Source organism: Arenibacter sp. F20364 (assembly GCF_023015905.1).
Lineage (GTDB): Bacteria > Bacteroidota > Bacteroidia > Flavobacteriales > Flavobacteriaceae > Arenibacter.
Genome location: NZ_JALKBD010000014.1, coordinates 75,865 through 96,636 on the forward strand (window position 1 = coordinate 75,865; position 20,772 = coordinate 96,636).

Annotated in this window: 12 protein-coding genes; 9 read left to right on the top strand and 3 right to left on the bottom strand. The window is 40.7% G+C overall.

Annotated elements, in window-relative coordinates; genetic code table 11:
- Positions 1-9: 9 nt before the first annotated feature.
- From MWU84_RS13035 to MWU84_RS13045, 3 genes are all read right to left on the bottom strand, one after another.
- Complete coding sequence (locus tag MWU84_RS13035; RefSeq protein WP_246901920.1) at positions 10-3,417, bottom strand: TonB-dependent receptor; 3,408 nt, start codon at positions 3,415-3,417, stop codon at positions 10-12.
- A gap of 148 nt (positions 3,418-3,565) precedes the next feature.
- Positions 3,566-4,786: a FecR domain-containing protein gene (locus tag MWU84_RS13040; RefSeq protein ID WP_246901928.1), complete on the bottom strand. Its 1,221-nt coding sequence runs from the start codon at positions 4,784-4,786 to the stop codon at positions 3,566-3,568.
- 99 nt (positions 4,787-4,885) lie between these two features.
- Positions 4,886-5,476 carry an RNA polymerase sigma-70 factor gene (locus MWU84_RS13045; RefSeq protein ID WP_246901930.1) on the bottom strand — a complete coding sequence of 197 codons (591 nt, stop codon included), beginning with the start codon at positions 5,474-5,476 and terminating at the stop codon, positions 4,886-4,888.
- 224 nt (positions 5,477-5,700) lie between these two features.
- On the opposite strand from MWU84_RS13045, the gene MWU84_RS13050 reads away from it, so the two are divergent.
- The 9 genes from MWU84_RS13050 to MWU84_RS13090 all read left to right on the top strand — a co-directional run bounded on the left by MWU84_RS13050 (position 5,701) and on the right by MWU84_RS13090 (position 20,704).
- Complete coding sequence (locus MWU84_RS13050; RefSeq protein ID WP_246901932.1) at positions 5,701-6,567, top strand: AraC family transcriptional regulator; 867 nt, start codon at positions 5,701-5,703, stop codon at positions 6,565-6,567.
- A 101-nt stretch (positions 6,568-6,668) separates the two neighbouring features.
- A complete protein-coding gene (locus tag MWU84_RS13055) occupies positions 6,669-7,991 on the top strand; it encodes an L-fuconate dehydratase (RefSeq protein WP_246901934.1) in 1,323 nt (440 codons plus the stop codon).
- Positions 7,992-8,039: 48 nt separating this feature from the next.
- Complete coding sequence (locus MWU84_RS13060; RefSeq protein WP_246901936.1) at positions 8,040-8,816, top strand: SDR family oxidoreductase; 777 nt, start codon at positions 8,040-8,042, stop codon at positions 8,814-8,816.
- A gap of 141 nt (positions 8,817-8,957) precedes the next feature.
- Positions 8,958-11,201, top strand: a complete 2,244-nt coding sequence (locus tag MWU84_RS13065) for an alpha-L-fucosidase (protein WP_246901938.1) — start codon at positions 8,958-8,960, stop codon at positions 11,199-11,201.
- A gap of 31 nt (positions 11,202-11,232) precedes the next feature.
- Complete coding sequence (locus tag MWU84_RS13070; RefSeq protein ID WP_246901940.1) at positions 11,233-13,584, top strand: PDZ domain-containing protein; 2,352 nt, start codon at positions 11,233-11,235, stop codon at positions 13,582-13,584.
- Positions 13,585-13,599: 15 nt separating this feature from the next.
- A complete protein-coding gene (locus MWU84_RS13075) occupies positions 13,600-15,183 on the top strand; it encodes an arylsulfatase (RefSeq protein ID WP_246901942.1) in 1,584 nt (527 codons plus the stop codon).
- 112 nt (positions 15,184-15,295) lie between these two features.
- On the top strand, positions 15,296-16,156 hold the full coding sequence (locus MWU84_RS13080) for a fumarylacetoacetate hydrolase family protein (protein WP_246901944.1): 861 nt from the start codon (positions 15,296-15,298) through the stop codon (positions 16,154-16,156).
- A gap of 225 nt (positions 16,157-16,381) precedes the next feature.
- Positions 16,382-18,535: a TIM-barrel domain-containing protein gene (locus MWU84_RS13085; protein WP_246901946.1), complete on the top strand. Its 2,154-nt coding sequence runs from the start codon at positions 16,382-16,384 to the stop codon at positions 18,533-18,535.
- 33 nt (positions 18,536-18,568) lie between these two features.
- On the top strand, positions 18,569-20,704 hold the full coding sequence (locus MWU84_RS13090) for a GDSL-type esterase/lipase family protein (RefSeq protein WP_246901948.1): 2,136 nt from the start codon (positions 18,569-18,571) through the stop codon (positions 20,702-20,704).
- Positions 20,705-20,772 lie beyond the last annotated feature (68 nt).

A 20,772-nucleotide genomic window follows, 5' to 3' on the forward strand; every position in this document is an offset into this window, starting at 1 on the left:
TTTATATGGTTATAGTCCAACATTTAATCCTATCATAAAGGTTCGAGGTCTCGGATAATCATAAAGAGAGTATCCTTGATCGAAAGCTCCGCCACCATTCGAACTTTCAGGGTCATACCCTGGATATTTCGTTGCTACAAAAAAGTTCTGCACAGAGGTATATACTCTAAGACGATTTAAGTGTAAACGCTCCACCAATTCAGGTTTGAAGACATAGGAAAGCATCAGGTTTCTTCCCCTTAAAAAGGAAGCGTCCTTTAATTTTCCTGAATCGTTATTGGTATCGTATCCAGCGGCAATAGGTCTTATCTGGGCAATATCGGTATCTTGATTGTCCGGAGTCCACGCATTTAGAACGGTCTTGAAGCTGTTGGCAATTGTCTGACGGTCTTCTGCAGAGTGTTCGTCACGGTACATTACACTATTGCCGTATTGAAACTGCAGGTCTACCAGTAGTTCAAAATTACCATATCTGAAGGTGTTTGAAAAGGTTCCGAAACCGTCGGCAATACCCTTTCCGATGATGGCACGGTCATCGCTATTGATGGCCCCATCATTGTTCAGGTCACGGTATTTGATATCACCTGGCAATCTGTCATAGATGGCTGCCTGTGCGGCTTCATCGGTGTTCCAGGTACCCTCATCAATATATCCGAAGAATGTACCTACCGGTTCGCCAACACGGATCAATGTAGACCCCAAGAAAATATCGGAACCACCTGAAAGAGCAGTTACTTCGTTTTTGTTGATTGAAATATTGAAGTTACTGCTCCATCCAAATAATTCATTATCAAAATTGACAGTATTCAAATTAACTTCAATACCCTTGTTTTCCAAACTTCCAACATTTCTAAATACATTGGTAAAACCGCTTGAAGAGGGAACTGGAGCATTAAGAAGCATATCGGATGTCAACTTTCGGTACACATCAAGCTCTAACCCGATACGATTATTAAAAAGACCCAATTCAACACCGGCATCTACCTGTTCCGTTTTTTCCCATTTCAAATCGGGATTGGCCATACGACCTGGTACAGTATAGGCGGAGCGGGCTCCATTAAAAATTACAGAACCGTTGGACAAGCCGGCCAATGCTTGGTAAGCTGGTAATTCAGAGTTACCTGTTGCACCGTAACTGGCTCTAATTTTAAGATTGGAAATGGTTTCGTTCTCTGAGAGAAAATCCTCTTCGGAAGCCCTCCAGGCCAATGCGGCCGATGGGAAAAAGGCAAACTGATTTTCCGGTCCAAACTTAGAAGATCCGTCAGCCCTTCCTGTAAGGGTCAACAAGTATTTGTTCATGTAGTTATAGTTGACACGCCCAAAATAAGAGTTTAGTCCGTAAGCAGTTTTGCTCGAGGTTGGTGTCTGTGGGTTAGACCCTGCACCTAGATTGTTAAAACCGTAAAAGTCATCGGCAAACCCTCGTGTAGATGCCCTTGAGCCAAACTGATCAACATGTTGCCAGGAAAGTCCTGCCATAGCTGTTAATGAATTATTGCTGTCAAAATCTTTGTTATAGGTCAAATAGTTTTCAAATTGCCATGAATTATAACGGGAGTTATCTACATAGGCGGCACCATCTGGCATGGCTATATATCTTAAGTCCTTACCTCCGTAATAATCATTTCTTTGATTAATGATATTGGTTCCTATTGTAGTGCGTAATACCAGGTTTTTATTGAATTCAATATTTCCGTAGAAGCTACCCAAAACGGTCTGGGTCTTAAGGAAATATCTACGATCGTTCGCAACTGCCACTGGGCTACCACCACCTTCCATTCCTGGATAGTGTATGTTGGAGCCCCAAGTGCCATCTTCGTAACGGACTGGTATAATAGGTAGGGCTTCATATACTTGACGCATTGTAGTGATACCACCACCACCTAGTTGGTCTATTTGCTTTTCGTTTTGGTCGTTGTAGCTAAGGCTACCTCCAACTCTTAACCAGTCGGTGACCTCGGTATCCAAAGTAAATCTACCTGAATAACGTTTCAACCATGATTCTACGATAAGTCCCTCTTCATCCCTAAAGCCCATAAATAGGCCGAAATTGGATTTTTGGTTACCACCGGTAAAAGAGAGTTGGTGATTTTGGGTAATTGCGTCCCTAATAGCTTCATCTTGCCAATCGGTATCATAAAGTGGATTGCCGCTGGCATCAAAAAGTCTTGGGTCGGTTCTCTTTAATCTTGGGTCGGTATATCTTCCACCGGCCCATCCCTCAGGGTCAAATTTTTCAGCATTGGCATATGCTATTTCCTCAACAAGAAGAAACTCTTCAGAATTTAAAAGATCAAGCTTTTTGGGTAAGGTTCCTAAACTGAAATCCACATCGTAATTAAGCCGGGTTTCACCAGTTGTTGTACCTTTTTTCGTAGATACAAGAATTACACCATTGGCGCCCCTTGCACCATATATGGCTGTCGCGGAAGCATCCTTTAAAACTTCAATAGATTGTATGTCATTAGGGTTCAGGTAATCTATAGGGGTACTACCGTTAGGTAAATTGGCCGCATTTAGGATTACACCATCTATTACGTATAGTGGTGTATTGGCAATACTTACCGAGGTATTACCACGGATTCTTACCACGGTTCTTCCTCCTGGTCGTCCAGAACCGGAAGTGATGTTTACACCTGCTACTTTACCGGCCATGGCCTGGTTCAATGAGGCAGCCGGTCTTTCAGCCAATTCTTCCGACTTAATGGAACCTACGGCACCGGTAAGGTCACTTTTTTTCTGTGTACCATATCCGATCAATACTACCTCATCCAGCCCTGCAGCACTTTCTTCCAAACTAACGGAAACAGAGGATTGTCCATTAAGAGGTACTTCTTTTGATGCAAATCCAATATAGCTTACCACCAAGGTTGCATTTTCATTGGCTACATCAAGTGTAAAGTTACCGTCAAAATCTGCAGTAACCCCATTGGTGGTTCCTTTTTCCACAATGTTTGCCCCAGGTAAGGGGTTGCCGTCGGTATCGGTAATAGTTCCGCTTACTGAATGTTGGTCAATGACAGTTTTTATTGGGGAAACGGATTTATCCAATTTTCCCGTATTTAAGATAATCTGCTTGTTCTTAACGGTGAAATAAACATCCGTTGCTTCAAATATCCTGTCCAAGATATTGGAAATAGGTTCTTTCTTCGCATTTACAGAAACGGTTCTCTTTAAATTCACCTTTTCATGGTTGTACAAAAATCTAAAATCCGAAAGGGATTCTATTTCCTCAAAAACCTGTTGAACGCTTACGTTATTTAGGTTTAATGTGATTTTAGTATTCTGTCCATAGGTGTTGGCCTGAATTTTAAATAGAGAAACTATTAGTAATAAGGTCGTTAGTTTCATCTTTAAATGATGTTTGCTTAGCCAATCCGAATGGAAAGGCCCTACTAAATTTAATTTTTTCATACTTTTGTAAAGGTTTGGTGATTAAACATTTCGTTTGTTTATATCACTTTCTTATGCCGGGGAATGCGCCAACATTTTCCGGTTTTTTTTTGTAAAAGTGATATGTCTAGTGCTCATGTTTTTAATTCATTTTCATTGGCATCTTTTTTTAGTTAATATTAGTTGCGAGTATTATAATTTTGGAACCATCGTGTTTATATTCAAAGTAGGTGTCCTCTTTGAAAGCTTCCAAGATTTCTTCAATCGTCTCATTTCTAAATGTAGCCGTGTATATTTGGTTGTCCAGTCGGCCGCTTTTATCTTCGATGGTAATGTTGAAATGACGTTCCAGTTTGGATCTAATGTTGTAAAAGGGGGCTGCCTTAAATAAAAGATAGCCGTCTTTCCAAGCGGTATAGATGTTGGTGTCTACCTCTTTTATAGTCATCGTATTGTTGGCCTTGTTCCATGCCGCTCTTTGTCCAGGTGCCAATTGGGATGAGGAATTTGTATTTATGTTGGCCCCTTCCTTGTAAAGTACTACGGCCCCTTCTACCAGAACGGTGCTGATGTCCTCATCTTCCGGATAGAAGGAAAGGTTAAATTGGGTGCCCAATACCCTTATGTTCATTTCGTCCGCATTTACAATAAATGGATGTGCCCTATCTGTGGTTACATCAAAATAAGCTTCACCTGTTAAATAAACTTTTCGGTCTTGACCCTTTAGGAAACGGACCGGATACTTAATGGAGCTTCCGGAATTTAATTTTACTTTGGTGCCATCGGACAGGACAAGGTCAAATTGTCGCCCAAATGGTATGTTAAGGGTGTTGTAAACTAATTTGTTTTGATCTTCGGCAGCTGTATATTGTAGTGTGTTTCCCTGCTGTGAGGCAACTAAATTTCCGTTGGTAGTGGTAATTTTTCGCTCCCCATTTTCAGAAATGGTTTCAATAGTGCCATTGTCCAACTGCAATGTAATAACGCCGGAATTCAGGTCGTTTTCAATAGAAATTGGCACGGTCGATGTTTCTACTGTATTTTGGTTGTAAAAGTAAACGCCCGCCAGCAATAAAAAGGTAGCAGCAATTCCGGACCAGAATCCAATATTAGGGTGCGGTAAAAAAGTTCTAACTTTTTTTTTCTTTTCAATGTCCTCTATTTTGAATAGTATATTCTGTAACAAAACTTCAGAATCCCCTTTTATTCTTTGTTTAATGGGCAAGTTTCCTGTTTTTACATTTTCCCAATGCTTGGCCAATATGTTATTCTTAACATCATCAGGATCGGAACTATCAATAAGCTCCATTAAACAATCCAATTCCTTTTCGGAAATGGTATTGTCCACCAATTTTTGGAAGAGCTTATCCAATTTGTTCTCGTTGTGCATCTAGAATATTTAAATAGCTGTATTATGGGCTGTATAAGTAATACACCTCAAAAATGCAAAAGTCCCAAATTAGGAGTGTTTTTTTACGAAATAGTCAAATTATGTAAAAATCAGGAGATTTATTAGAAAAAAATATATGGTGTCTGCCATATGAGGTTTTAATTCTGTTCTAATAGTTTGTAGGGTTTTCCACAGATGGTTTTTAACCGTTTTTTGAGTGATTCCCAAAAGATCGGCAATTTCTTCATTGCTTTTTCCCTGTTGTTTGGACATAATGAATATACTTCGCTTTTGAGTGGGAATATTATCAAGGATGTCGTTTACTATATCCTCATATTCGGCAAGAAGAATGGTATTCTCGGTTTCCTCGTTTAAAAAACTAATGTTTTTCCAGTATTCCTTTTTTAAGGATTCTTGACAGGCAATACTCCTTAAATAGTTGTAGGTTGAATTTTTTGCAATAGTAAAAAGAAAGGCATCAAAAGAATGTTTTTCATTAATGGTTTCTTTTTTTGTCCAAATCTTTATAAATACTTCTTGAAGAATTTCCTCGGAGGCATAATCCGACTTCGTTATTGAGTGTATGAAATAATACAACCTTTTTTCGTACAGTTCAAATATGGTCTTGAATGCCGCCCTATTTCCTTTTATCAAGGAAGCTATCAATTGGTCTAAGGGTTGTCGTGACATTTAGAAAGCAATTAAATGATTTGAGTTTTATTTAGAAAATTAAGGTAAGTTATTTCTTGGAAAAAAATAACAACCTAAAGGTAACAGCCGAAAATAAGATGTAATTTCTTTCATTTCAACTAAAAATTGCACATTTAGCAATACTTTTTTTGCCATAATTTTATCTGTTTAAAAAAAGATGTATATTTAAAATCTCATTATACTTTTTGCTATTTACTTTTTTTATGAAATTACACCTTCTTAATAGGGCCAGTTTACAGAACAGTTCCTTTACAGTTACTCAAAACAAGTATTCCCATTTTCTGAAAATTTGGCATTACCACCCAGAATTGGAATTGGTTTATATTGCCAAAAGTACGGGGACCCGTTTTATTGGTGACGGAATTGAGAAATTCTCGGAAGGAGATCTTGTGTTGATAGGTAAAAACCTGCCGCATATGTGGTTAAATGATGAAATTTATTTCGAAGATGATACGGGCTTGATTTCTGAGGCAATTGCGATACACTTTAAGGAAGATTTTTTGGGGATGGAATTTCTAAATGCCATAGAGATGAAACCAATATTGCAATTGATAAAAAGGGCAAGCCAAGGCATAAAATTTTCCAATATTGATGCTAAACTTATTGAAAAAATTAAGAAACTCCATAGCCACGAGCCTTTTGAAAAAACTATAAAACTCATAGAAATTTTGCACAAATTGGCAAATCATGAGGAGTATCAATTATTGTCAAGTCCGGGATTTTTAAATTCCTTCAATAAAACTGATAATAAAGGATTAGATGAAATTTATGAGTTTGTCTTTAAAAATTTCAATCAGCCAATTGGTTCCAAAGATGTGGCGGAAATTGCCAAAATGAATCCCTCTGCATTTAGTAGATTTTTTAAACGTATTCATAGGAAGACATTTACCCGTTATTTAAATGAAATACGCATTGGGTACGCCTGTAAATTGTTGATCGAGAATAAGAACAACATTACTCCGGTATGTTATGAATCCGGATTTAACAATATTTCAAATTTTAACCGACACTTTAAGTCCATAACTGGGATGTCGCCCTCTGATTACATTAAACTTCATACTCAAAATTGATAAAAATGTTAATTTCGGTCAAAAAAGTATCGGAATTGGTCCTTCTAGTGGTGGGAATGGACCAGGTTTGGATTTAGATTTGTTCAATTAATATTATACAAATGAACAGTAAAATTATAATTACGGATGTTTTGGTGAAAGACGTCCGTTTTCCTACGAGCAAATCTTTGGATGGATCGGATGCCATGAATCCAGATCCTGACTATTCCGCGGCTTACGTTATTTTAAAAACCAACCATCCGGATAAATTGGAGGGGCATGGTTTAACCTTTACCATCGGTAGGGGGAATGAGTTATGTGCGGCTGCCATCGATTCATTGGCGCCCTTGGTGAAAGGAAAATCTTTAGGGAGTTTTACCGCAAATATGGGTGCATTTTGGAAAATGATCACCGGCGACAGTCAATTGCGATGGTTGGGGCCTGAAAAAGGTGTGATTCATTTGGCTACAGGTGCCGTGGTCAACGCCGTTTGGGATCTTTACGCCAAAGTAGAAAAGAAGCCACTATGGAAATTATTGGCGGACATGACTCCGGAAGAATTGGTATCATGTATAGATTTTACCTACATTACAGATGCCGTTACACCGAAGGAGGCATTGGAATTGCTTAAGGCTAAAGAGTCCGGTAAACAGGAACGTATAGATAAACTCCTGCAGGATGGGTATCCTGCATATACTACTTCTGCCGGTTGGTTGGGGTATCCTGATGATAAAATGAGGAGGTTGTGCAAGGAGGCGAAAGCTTCTGGCTTTAAGCATATGAAAATAAAGGTGGGGTCAGATTTAAAGGATGATATGCGCAGGGCCGCAATAATCCGTGAAGAGATCGGTACCGATTTAAAACTTATGATGGATGCCAATCAGAAATGGGATGTGGACGAGGCCATTGCGAATATGGCCGAGCTCAAGAAGTTCGATCCTTGGTGGATTGAGGAGCCTACCAGTCCGGATGATATTTTGGGCCATGCAAAAATAGCAAAGGCTGTACATCCTATTAAAGTGGCCACAGGAGAACACTGTCAGAATAGGGTTGTATTTAAGCAATTAATGCAGGCCGATGCCATTGGGATCTGTCAGATAGATAGTTGCAGGGTAGGAGGGGTCAATGAAATTTTGGCAATCCTGTTAATGGCCGCAAAATTCAATATTCCTGTTTGTCCACATGCAGGAGGGGTTGGACTTTGCGAATACGTACAGCATCTTTCCATGATCGATTATATAGCGATAAGCGGTTCTTTGGAGAATCGTATCATTGAATATGTAGATCATTTACACGAACATTTTTATGACCCGGTGGTTATAAAAAACGGGGCCTATATGCCACCGTCCATGGCGGGTTATAGTATTACCATGAAAGAGCAATCTTTGGAGGACTATAGTTTCCCTGATGGTGTAATTTGGAAAGAAGAAGTAACGGCCAAATAACGGCAATCAAATTAAATTGTAAATAAGATAAATAATCTAAAGAATAATATGTCACTTTTTAGTTTAGAAAACAAAACCGCGGTCGTAACCGGTGGCGCCAGTGGTATAGGTGAAGCTATTTCCAAAGCTTTTGCCGGCCAAGGGGCCGATGTACACATTTTGGAATTTAATGCGGAAAATGGAGAACGGGTTGTTGGGGAAATAGAAGCAAAGGGCGGAAAGGCTACTTTTCACGCTTGTGATGTATCCAACAATGCCCAAGTCGCTGAAATAATTGCCGCTATTAGTGCCAATAAGTATATAAATATTTTGGTGAACAATGCCGGGATAGCCCATGTGGGCAACTTGGAAGGTACTGCCGTAGAGGATATGGATCGCATTTATAATGTAAACATCAAAGGGGTGTATAATTGTATGCACGCGGTTGTCTCGAAGATGAAGGAGAAGGGTGGAGTTATATTAAATATGGCCTCTATTGCATCCTCTGTCGGTATTGTTGATCGATTTGCTTATTCCATGTCCAAAGGAGCCGTACTGACTATGACTTATTCGGTAGCAAGGGATTATTTGGAACAGGGTATTCGCTGCAATAGCATTTCCCCAGCACGGATTCATACGCCATTTGTAGACGGATTTATTAAGAAAAATTACCCAGGGAAAGAAGCGGAAATGTTCGAAAAGCTTTCCAAATCCCAGCCTATCGGCAGGATGGGAAAACCAGAAGAGGTGGCCAATTTGGCGGTTTATCTCTGCTCGGATGAGGCTTCCTTTATAACCGGTACCGATTTCCCCATAGACGGCGGTTATATAAAATTGAACGGATAGGTTTAAACTGAAAATCTGCTTATAGGCTGATTTGAAAATGGAGCTGGATATCAATTTTGATGTTCCAGCTCCATTTTAAGAAACTAGAATCTGCTCCCCTCGCGGAGCAAATAGGAATTTTACATAAAACAAGTACTATTAATGATTAAATTATTTCAATACCTAGCTCTGATAGCTCTTTTGACCGCCTGTTCCCAAAAATCGGAGCCTAATGCCTTGGTACTGCCCGTCTCCAATACCATTAAAGTACAGGAGAGCGATAGTAAGGATACTATTTTGCTTAAGGCGGCCCATGTAGTGCCAACTTCCAATCAGTTTGATGCTTTGCAGAACGAGTTTATAGCTTTTATTCATTTTGGACCCAATACGTTTACCCGAATGGAGTGGGGAAATGGGATGGAGGATCCCAAAATATTCGACCTGCAGAATTTGGATACGGATCAGTGGTGCAAGGCTATGAAGGATGCCGGGATGAAGATGGTAATTTTTACCGCCAAGCATCACGATGGTTTTGTGCTGTGGCAGAGCCGCTATACCAAGCACGGTGTAATGTCTTCCCCATTTAAGGATGGAAAGGGGGATGTCCTGAAGGAATTATCCGAGTCCTGTAAAAAATATGGGCTAAAATTAGGGGTGTACCTATCTCCGGCAGATTTGTTCCAAATAGAGAACAAGGAAGGGCTTTATGGCAATTTAAGTGAGTATACAGAAAGAACCATCCCAAGACAGGTAGAAGGAAGGCCTTTTGAGAACAAGACCAAATTCACTTTTGAAGTGGACGACTACAATGAGTATTTTCTAAATCAACTCTTTGAATTGCTTACGGAATACGGGCCTATACATGAGGTTTGGTTTGATGGTGCACACCCAAAAAGAAAAGGGGGGCAGACCTACAACTATTTGGCATGGAAAGAATTGATTAGGGCTTTGGCGCCTAAAGCGGTCATTTTTGGAAAAGAGGATATTCGTTGGTGTGGTAATGAAGCAGGGAAGACCAGGGATACGGAATGGAATGTAATCCCCTATCAAGAAGATCCCGATCAGATGAACAGCTTTGCAGATTTAACCGAGGAATCCTTGGGTAGCAGGGAGGACCTATATAAGGGGAAATATCTTCATTATCAACAGGCAGAGACCAATACCTCCATTCGGGAAGGTTGGTTCTATAGGGATGACACGGATCAGAAAGTACGAAGTACGGACGATGTGTTCGATATGTATGAAAGATCCGTTGGTGGAAACTCCACCTTCCTATTAAACATTCCGCCCAATAGGGAGGGTAATTTTTCTCCCCGGGATGTCTCCGTATTGGAAGAAGTGGGTGAAAGGATCAAAGAAACCTACGGAGAAAACTTGTTGTCCGGGGCCAATGGACCTCAAGGGGTTTTGGATGACGACCCGTCAAGTTTCGAGTTATTGGGTGGGGGAGCCCAAGAGATGGTTGTTGAAACCAATGCTCCGATCACTGTCAACAGATTGGCTATTCAGGAAGCTATAGATACCCATAGTGAGAGGGTAGAGAAACATGCCGTGGATGCTTGGGTGGACAATACCTGGAAAGAAATTGCTACAGCTACCAATATTGGGTATAAAAGAATTTTACGATTCCCAGAAATTACTACCCAAAAATTGCGAATTAGAATTTTGGAGTCCCGTTTTTATCCTGCCATTGCAAACGTTTCGGCCTATTATTATAAGGCAAGACCTCCCCAACTCAGTATTGAAAGATCGGTTGAGGGATCCGTAGCCATATCCCCCAAAAAAGACACCTTTGGTTGGAAACCCCATGGGGAAGATATTGCGGGAAACATAAATTCCGGATACAACATTAGATACACTACGGATGGAAGCGAACCTACTGTAGCTTCGGAAATTTATACTGGGCCTTTTAAAATACCTTCAGGAGAGATTCAGGCGGTAGCTGAGGTAAATGGAAAACTGGGGAGTGTTGCTTCGCAGCTTTTCGGAATTGTAAAAAAGGATTGGAAGTCAGTCGGAGAAGATAGTTTTGAGGGGGAAAATGTTGCCCAAAATGCCTTTGATGGTGATTCCAATACCTATTGGAGCTCTAGTGATAAAGCTGGAAAACACTTTATCAATATAGATCTTGGTAAGGAATATTCCATAACCGGCTTTACCTACACCCCTCAAGTTCTTTCCGCTGACGGGATGATAGAAAAGGGTACAGTCAGGATGAGTACCGATGGAAAAACTTGGAAAAGTGTTGAGGATTTCCAGTTCGGAAACTTGATAAATGACCCAACTACCAGAACCCATATGTTCCAGTCCAAGATCAATGCCAGATATATCGGGATTGAATCCAAAGTAATTGCCGGAAATGGCAAAACTGCTGCCATTGCGGAATTGGATTTTTTATTGGATTAATAGTATGATTACCATTTCATTTTAAAACTTAATGAACCAAAAAGCACTGTATTATTTTGTAATTGCCCTGTCCTTAATTGGTTGCGCACCAACCGTTTCTGATGTTTACATTGCTGCCAATAAAGAGGAATTTAGTAATGGGGAGTTAGTTTATTCTTCTATTGGAGAAGGAATAAATGCCGTGGCCCAGCTCAGAAAAGAGGGAATTAAAAATACCTTGACCCTACATATAATGAAGGGAGAACATAGAATAAACACTCCCATAAGGATAACACCAGAACTTGGTCCTTTGAGTCTTGAAGGAGAAGGCACTGATAAATCGGTAATCAAAGGATCCAAAGTGCTCAACCCTAAATGGGAAAAGTACAATGACCATATTTGGGTGGCACAATTGCAAAAGGAGGATAATTTTGACCAGCTTTTTATTGACGGAAATAAACAAATATTGGCGCGTTATCCCAATTATGACGAAAACGGAGGGCACTGGCAAGGTCATGCCGCAGATGCTATTGCTCTGGAAAGGGTGGAAACTTGGTCCAACCCCAAAGGCGCCATAGTGCATGCCATGCACAGCGGAGAATGGGGTGGATTTCACTACTTTGCTACTGGTGTTGATGAAAATGGGGAACTTATATTGTCCGGGGGATATCAGAATAATCGTCCTTCAAAGATGCACGCCAAGTACCGTATGGTAGAAAATGTATTCGAAGAATTGGATGCGGCAGGGGAGTGGTACTTGGACAAGGACTATAAATTATATTATTGGCCTACCCTGGGAACGGATATTACCAATGTCTTGGTAGAAGGGGTTCAACAAAAACATTTGTTAGAAGTTGTTGGCTCCGAGGAAGACCCTGTTCGGGATATTAATATAAGTGGAATTAGGTTTGAACATGCCAAGCGTACTTTTATCGAGGATTATGAACCCTTGCTGCGAAGCGATTGGACCATATATAGGGGGGCAGCCCTTTTTATGGAAGGCGCACAAAAAGTAAATATCCAAAATTGTGAATTTACCAATTTGGGCGGCAACGCCATATTGGTAAGTAACTTTAACAGGGAGGTGCGCATTGTGGATAACCATATTCACGAATGTGGCGCTTCTGGGATCAGTTTTGTAGGTAGTCCCGAAGCGGTAAGGTCGCCTTCGTTTCAATATGATGAATTTATTCCTTTGGTGGAACTGGATACTGTTCTAGGTCCTAAATCCAACAAATATCCCAGTAATTCGGTGGCGGAGAACAATCTGATCTATCGCATAGGGAGGGTGGAAAAGCAAACGGCCGGAGTACAAATTGCCATGGCCATGGATATTACAGTAAGTCACAATAGTATATATGATGTTCCAAGGGCCGGGATTAATATTGGTGATGGTACTTGGGGCGGACATATTATTGAATACAATGATGTTTTTAATACCGTCCTGGAATCTGGGGATCACGGCGCATTTAATTCTTGGGGGAGGGACCGATTTTGGCATCCAAACCGCGAAACTTTGAATGAAATGGTAGCCGCCAACCCGGAGATGCCCAAATGGGATGCCATTCATACCACGGTAATAAGAAATAATAGGTTTCGTTGCGATCATGGATGGGATATAGATCTAGACGATGGTTCGTCCAATTACCACATTTATAACAATCTGTGTTTAAATGGTGGTATTAAATTACGCGAAGGCTTCTATCGCACTGTGGAAAACAACATCATGATAAATAACGGTTTCCATCCACATGTATGGTTCAAGAACAGTGGAGATGTTTTTAAACACAATATTGTTTTTACGGAGCACAAGGACATAAGATTGCAGGAATGGGGTAAGGAAGTGGATTATAACCTTTTTCCTGATGCCGAAACTTTGCTGCAAACCCAAAATAAGGGTGTGGATGAAAACAGCATTTTCGGTGATGCATTATTTGTGGATGCCAAATTGGGGAACTATACGGTAAAAGAAGAATCAGCTGCTCATAAAGTTGGGTTTAAAAACTTTGATATGGATAGTTTTGGGGTTACCAATAGTGGGCTAAAGTCTTTGGCCAAATCCCCTACTATTCCCACAATGTTTTTTGGCAATAACAATGAAAAGGATGTGGAGTTCGATTGGCTGGGCTCAAAAATTAAAAGTATTGCTACTATGGCCGAAAGGTCGGCTTCAGGTTTAAACAAGACTGCAGGTGTCTTGCTGCTTTCAATAGAGCCACAGACCGTTATAGGAAATTCTCCCCTTCAGGTAGGGGATGTTATTATATCCGCCGAAGGCGATGAAATAAATACAGTGGCAGATTTAATGAAATCTTATCAAAATAATAATTGGAAAGGGAAATTGAATCTAACTATATTTAGAAATCAAAAAGAAAAGGAAGTATCATTCACAACTAAAAAATAATAAAGGAACAGAATTATGAAGGGTTGGTATAAGTATTTTTTTGTGGCTGTATTATTTGTTGTAACCGTCAATTGCCAAAGTGTTAAAACGACGGAGACAGAGGAAGCACGTCCCAATATTATTTACGTTTTGGCAGATGATCTGGGTTATGGTGATATTTCTATCTATTATCCAGAAGGTAAAATAAGCACCCCCAATTTGGATGCTTTGGGCGCAGCCGGAATGATATTTACGGATGCCCATACCTCTTCGGCGGTATGTACTCCTACCCGATACGGGATTATTACCGGAAGATATAATTGGAGAAGTCCTTTAAAAAGTTCGGTCCTCACAGGAAATTCCAAGGCCTTGATTCCTCAAAAAAGGACTACCGTGGCTTCACTGCTCAAAAAGGAAGGCTATGAAACGGCTTTTATAGGCAAATGGCATTTGGGATGGGATTGGGCATTAAAGGATCCAACAGTGGAATCTGGTGAGGGCTGGGATCCTGGCGACTTCGATAATATAGATTTTTCCAAGAAGGTGGGTAACTCTCCCAATACACTTGGTTTTACATATTCTTACGGACATTGTGGATCTTTGGATATGGCCCCATATGTGTACGTGGAAAACGGAATGCCAACTATGGTTCCCGATTCGGTTACGGTAAGTAAGACAAAATATGGTTGGTGGCGCAAGGGGCCTACCGCCCGGGATTTTGATTTTGACGATGTTACTCCTAACTTTTTTAGAAAATCCTTCGGTTACATCAAAGAAAAGGCAAAAGGGAAATCTCCATTCTTTTTGTATTTGGCACTGCCTTCTCCCCATACCCCCATTCTTCCCACAGAAGAATGGCAGGGAAAAAGTGATTTACTTCCTTACGGGGATTTTATGATGATGATCGATGCCTATATGGGGCAACTTACGGCCGTGATAAAGGAAGCTGGGATAGAAGAAAATACCATAGTGATCTTTACAAGTGACAATGGCTGCTCCCCAGCTGCCGGTATTGATGAAATGATGGCCAAAGGGCATAATCCAACAGGTATCTATAGAGGCCATAAGGCAGATATTTTTGAAGGAGGCCATCGTGTGCCGTTTATGGTTAAATGGCCCTCTAAGATTAAGCCAGATTCCCAATCGGATAAAACCATATGTACAACAGATCTGATGGCTACCTGTGCTGAAATAGTGGGTGTTGATTTGAAGGATTCCGAAGGGGAGGATAGTTTTTCCATGCTGCCCTTATTCAATAATCCTACTTCGCCCGATTATAAAAGGGAAGCTACGGTACATCATTCCATTAATGGAAGTTTTGCAATAAGAAAGGATAATTGGAAAATGATATTTTGCCCAGGTTCAGGGGGTTGGAGTGCGCCAAAACCGAACTCGGAAGGGATAGGCGATCTGCCTAAATTTCAGTTGTACGACCTAAGCAAGGATCCACAGGAAAAGAATAATGTTTATGGGCAGTTTCATGATGTGGAAAGTGCACTGACCAGACTAATGGTCTCCTATATTGAAAATGGCAGAAGTAATCCAGGAGAAAAGCAAAAAAACGACCCAGATGGTTATGGCAGCAAGGAATGGAAGCAATTGGAGGTATTCTATAATTGATTTGAAAATTAAAAAAAAAGGATTTTTAGAAACTAGAAACTAGAAACTAGAAACCAGTAACGGAATATTATATAAACAATAAAAGAAATATTAACTGTATAAATAGGAACAAATGAAACTAATAAGATTTGGAGAAGTAGGTCAAGAAAAACCGGGAGTGCAATTGGAAAATGGTACCCGATTGGACATATCTGCTTTTGGAAGGGATTACAACGAGGATTTTTTTGGTACCGATGGCGTTGCCCAGCTAAAAAGCTGGTTGGCCAAAAATGAAAGTAGCTGTCCTAAAGTGGATAATAATATTCGTTTGGGGGCTCCATTGGTGAGACCTTCAAAAATTGTATGTGTAGGTCTCAATTACGCCAAACATGCTGCTGAAAGTGGTATGGCAGTACCCAAGGAACCTGTATTGTTCTTTAAGGCTACTTCCGCAATCGTTGGGCCCAATGATGACGTTATTATTCCAAAAGGAAGCGAAAAAACCGATTGGGAAGTAGAGCTGGCCGTGGTTATAGGTAAGAAGGCATCCTATGTGTCTGAAGCAGATGCCTTAGATCATGTTGCAGGATACGTATTGCACAACGATTACAGTGAAAGGGCCTTTCAGATTGAAAGGGAAGGACAATGGGTAAAGGGAAAAAGTTGTGATACTTTTGCTCCTGTTGGACCTTTCATCGCTACAAAGGATGAAATTAAAGACCCCAATAACCTGAACTTATGGTTAAAATTAAATGGGGAAACGGTTCAGGATAGTTCTACCTCCGATTTTATATTCAATGTACAAGAGGTGGTGAGCTATATCAGTCAGTTTATGACCTTGTTGCCGGGGGATATTATTTCAACTGGAACTCCTTTTGGAGTGGGACTTGGGTTTAATCCACCGAAATATTTGAAAGCAGGAGATGTGGTAGAGTTGGGGATAGAGGGACTTGGAACTTCCAAGCAAACTGCGAAGGCATATAGCGGGAAATAGGATTAGACTAATTTTGGATCTACCGCAATTTTTGTGGTCTGGTCCATCCTGATAATTCAATTTTAGAATCATTGAGGTCTCGACTGCGCCTGTCTCTAGGCAGGCTCGGCCGGATAATGTTTGTTTAATCATAATAGTGTCCCCTTGACCGGAGTATAGAGGTCATAAGTTTTGTTGATCTGGTTAAATTTGTGACGGTGACTTAATTTAATAATTCCAAGTAGCATGAATTCCAAATTCCATGTAATTATTTTGTGTCTTATAACTAATTTGTATGTCTCTCCCAACTTTGGACAGGAGTTGGAGTGGGCCGAAATTGAAAATGGAATTTGGAAAACCAGTGTTGGGGAGCCAGAGGATATAAGTTTACTTGCGGCTGCTGATGTAAGGCCCAAGGTGGAGGCCCTTGACAAATTGCCCTCGGCAGTTTTTCCTTTTTTAAAGGATAAGATCAAAACCAAAATTATCGATGGAAAGACCTATTTGCAGTTTCCCTTAGCCAGGGAAGAACAAATTTATGGCTTGGGACTCAATTTTAAAACAGTACATCAAAGAGGTCGAATTATGCAATTGCACGTGGATCACTACGGTGGCCGTGATGACGGTCGTACCCACGCCCCAGTTCCGTTCTACGTATCTTCCAAAGGTTATGGTGTCTTGATAGACGCTGCAAGGTATATCACCGTGTATGCCGGCACAGGTATTAGGGTCGATGCCGATGATAAACCGGTTTTGAGAGACAGGAACACTGACAAGCAATGGCAGGCGCAACCCTATTCCGACGCTGTCGAAATTTTGGTACCGGCTAAAGGAACCGATGTTTATGTTTATGGGGGCTCTTCCCCTATGGAGGCGGTACAACGCTATAATTTATACAACGGCGGGGGTTATATTCCCCCGAAATGGGGTTTGGGATTTACCCAAAGAGTACCCACCTTATATAGCCAAGATGATATAGCCAGGGAAGCCCAAGAGTTTGAAGATCACGATTTTCCCTTAGATTTTATTGGAGTGGAACCAGGTTGGCACAGTATGTCCTATCCCTGTACTTTTGAATGGGACAAAAAACGCTTTCCGGATCCTGAAAAATTTAATAATGAATTATTGGCCAAGGGGATAAGGACCAATTTATGGTTGAATCCCTATGTTTCCCCGGTGGGTTCCCTATATCCTAAATTGAAAGGTCTTTCTGCTTCGCATACAGTTTGGAATGGAATTGTGCCCGATTTGATGCTAGCCGAAACTCGGGATATTTTGAAGAATCACTTTATTGAAAATCATTTAAGTATTGGTGTCAGTGGCTATAAGATAGATGAGGTTGACGGATTTGACTTTTGGGTATGGCCGGATGTGGCTACATTTCCCTCCGGCTATAGTGGCGAACAAATGCGACAGGTCTACGGTCTGTTGATCCAGGATATGACCGCAAAATGGTTCAAGGAAAAAAATCAGAGGACCTATGGTTTGGTCAGGGCTTCAAATGCTGGGGCCAGTCCTTTGCCCTATGTAATTTACAACGATTATTACAGTCATAAAGATTTTATAACGGCCCTTGTAAACAGTAGTTTTATAGGCGTGCTGTGGACGCCTGAGGTACGTGCTTCAAAAACTGCCGAGGAGTGGTTGCGAAGAATGCAATCCGTTTGTTTCTCACCCATGGCCATGCTGAATGCTTGGGCAGATGGAACCAAACCTTGGTCATTTCCCGAAGTGGAATCGGCCGTGAGGGATGTCGCTAATTTAAGGATGCAGTTATTGCCTTATATCTATTCTACTTTTTCACAGTATCATTTTAAAGGCCTGCCTCCATTTAGGGCAATGAATTTGGTGGATGGTTTTTCCTATGACCAAAAGGTGTCTGAAGGTGAACTGGACTCTACGGACAATCCCTATAAAATAGCTGTTAAGAGTGAAATAAAGGATCAATACATGATGGGCGACAATATCTTGGTAGCCCCAATGTTTGTAGGGAAAAAGGAAAGAAAGGTTATTCTTCCCAAAGGAAAATGGTTTGATTTCTACAATGGGGAATTCGTTGGGGAAAACCAGGTGATTTCCGTAACTCCAGGATTGGAAAAAATTCCATTATTTGTTAGGGATGGTGGTATTGTTCCCATGCGGCCCATACAGAGACAGGCTCCAAAAATAGGAGAAAAGGTGGACCTGATCATTCGTCATTATGGGACGAAGGAAGGGGAATATACACTTTATGATGATGATGGGTTAAGCTTTGATTTTGAAAAAGGACAATTTTCCGAGGTCGAAATAAAGGTAAAAAAAGACCGTAAAGGAAATCTAAGAGGTAGTATAGGCACTCCAGAAAAAGGCAAGCCATATGGTTATAACAAGAAAGTAACTTGGGAATTTAAAACAAAATAATATCCTTCTTAAAAAATGGTTGGATAAAAAGATATGATAGGTAAGAGGCTACTATATGTATTTTTAGGATTATTTATAATATCTGAATCCGTAGGTGCAACCGTTCAGGAACCTATAAAGATTGCCTGTGTAGGGAACAGCATCACTTACGGGTCGCAAGTGGCCAATAAAGAAAAAAATGCCTACCCGGCGCAACTTCAGGCTATGTTGGGTGAACAGTATACAGTACGGAATTTTGGGATTAGTGGACGTACCCTGTTGAAAAAGGGAGATAGGCCCTACTGGGAAACCAAAGCCTATGAAGAAGCCCTTCAGTTTAAGCCTGATGTGGTATTCATTAAATTGGGCACCAATGATAGTAAACTTCAAAATCGGGTACATATGGCCGATTTCGAGACGGACTATATAGACCTGATCAACAGTTTTATCGAGACAAACAAAGATGCCCGGATAATTCTTTTGCTTCCGGTTCCAGCCTTTACAACTGATACTACGGGGATTTGGAACCAGGTCATTACAAAGAAAATTATCCCTTTAACACAGTCGGTTGCCAATAAGACCAAATCGGAGGTATTGGATCTATACCATTTGTTTATAGATCAACCGGGTTTACTGCCAGACAATGTTCATCCGTCTTCTTTGGGGGCAACGGTAATAGCTAAACGCTTGTATGAAACGGTAATCCAAAAAGAAATCCAACCCTTGGAAATATTAAAATCCAAGGAGATAAAAGTTTTGCAAACCGAAAATTTTTATGGTTACGATCTCACAGATTTTGAATATAAAGGTATCCTATGTAAGGTTGTCAAGCCCAAAAAAGGGGCTCCAGGAGCTCCATGGGTACTGAGGGCACGCTTTTGGGGTCATGAACCACAAACGGATATTGCCTTATTGGAAAGAGGTTTTCATATTGCTTATTGCGATGTGGCAAATTTGTTTGGTGGTCCCGAAGCGGTAAAGCGTTGGGATAGATTTTATAGGTTATTGACCCAGGCCGGACTTTCCAAAAAAGTAGTGTTGGAAGGAATGAGTAGAGGAGGTTTGATCGTTTATAATTGGGCAGAAAAAAATCCTGAAAAGGTTGCCTGTGTCTATGCCGATGCACCTGTACTGGATGGAAAGAGTTGGCCAGGTGGATTGGGTAATGGCAAGGGAAGTTTTGCAGATTGGGAGACCTTTAAAAAAGTATATGACTTAAAGACTGAAGGGAATGTTTCCAAATTTAAAGGAAATCCTATTCATAAAATAAAATCAATCGCCCACGGGGGTTATCCCATGATGCACGTATGTGGCGCTGCCGATGGGGTGGTACCCATAGATGAAAATACAAAGCCTTTCGAAACAGGAATCAAAGCATTCGGAGGTCTTATCGATGTTGTTTACAAGGAGGGTGTAGGTCATCACCCCCATAGCCTGGAGAATCCCAGTCCTATTGTGGATTTTATCCTAAGGGCAACGGGTAAAAAAGTAAATTTCGCCCTTGTACCTGCACCTAGCGCTGAATATAGATCTGCCGCAGGCTGGAAGGAAGGAAAGGATTGGTGGGCACAGGCCAATGATATTGATTCCTTATGTCTTGACTACAAAGAAATTGATTTACTCCTTATCGGGAATTCCATCACCCAAGGGTGGGGAGGAAATAGGCCCAATGTCACCCATGCACCAGGAACGGAGGCCGCTGAGTTATATTTTAAGGATTTAAGATGGATCGGTGCAGGTATTTCAGGGGACAGAACCCAGCATATTTTATATCGCTTAAGTAAGGGAAACTATGAGTCTTCACGGCCAAAAGTGGCAGTGCTGGCCATAGGAGTCAATAATTTTGAAGATAATACAACAGAGGAAATTGTAGAGGGTATTAGGGAGGTATTGAAAGTAGCCAAGGAGAAATTTACACCCTCCACAAAAATATTATTTCTTGGGCCCTTGCCTACAGGCCTTGATCTGAACACGGAAAGAAGGGAGAAATACAATAAAATTCATTCTATTATAAAGGAATTTGGAGACCAGAAGAATGTTTTTTATTACAATACGATCAAGGAATTTTCAGATATAAAAGGATTTTTAAGGACAGATCTTTATTCCCAGGATGGCATTCATTTATTGCCGGAGGGCTATAAAGTTTGGGGAAGATTTATCAGGGATAAGTATAATGCTATTACTAAATAAGGATAGGATGGAATCTTGGAGGATTAAAAGAACCATAGAATTCCGGGAATTGACAAGAACTATAAAAA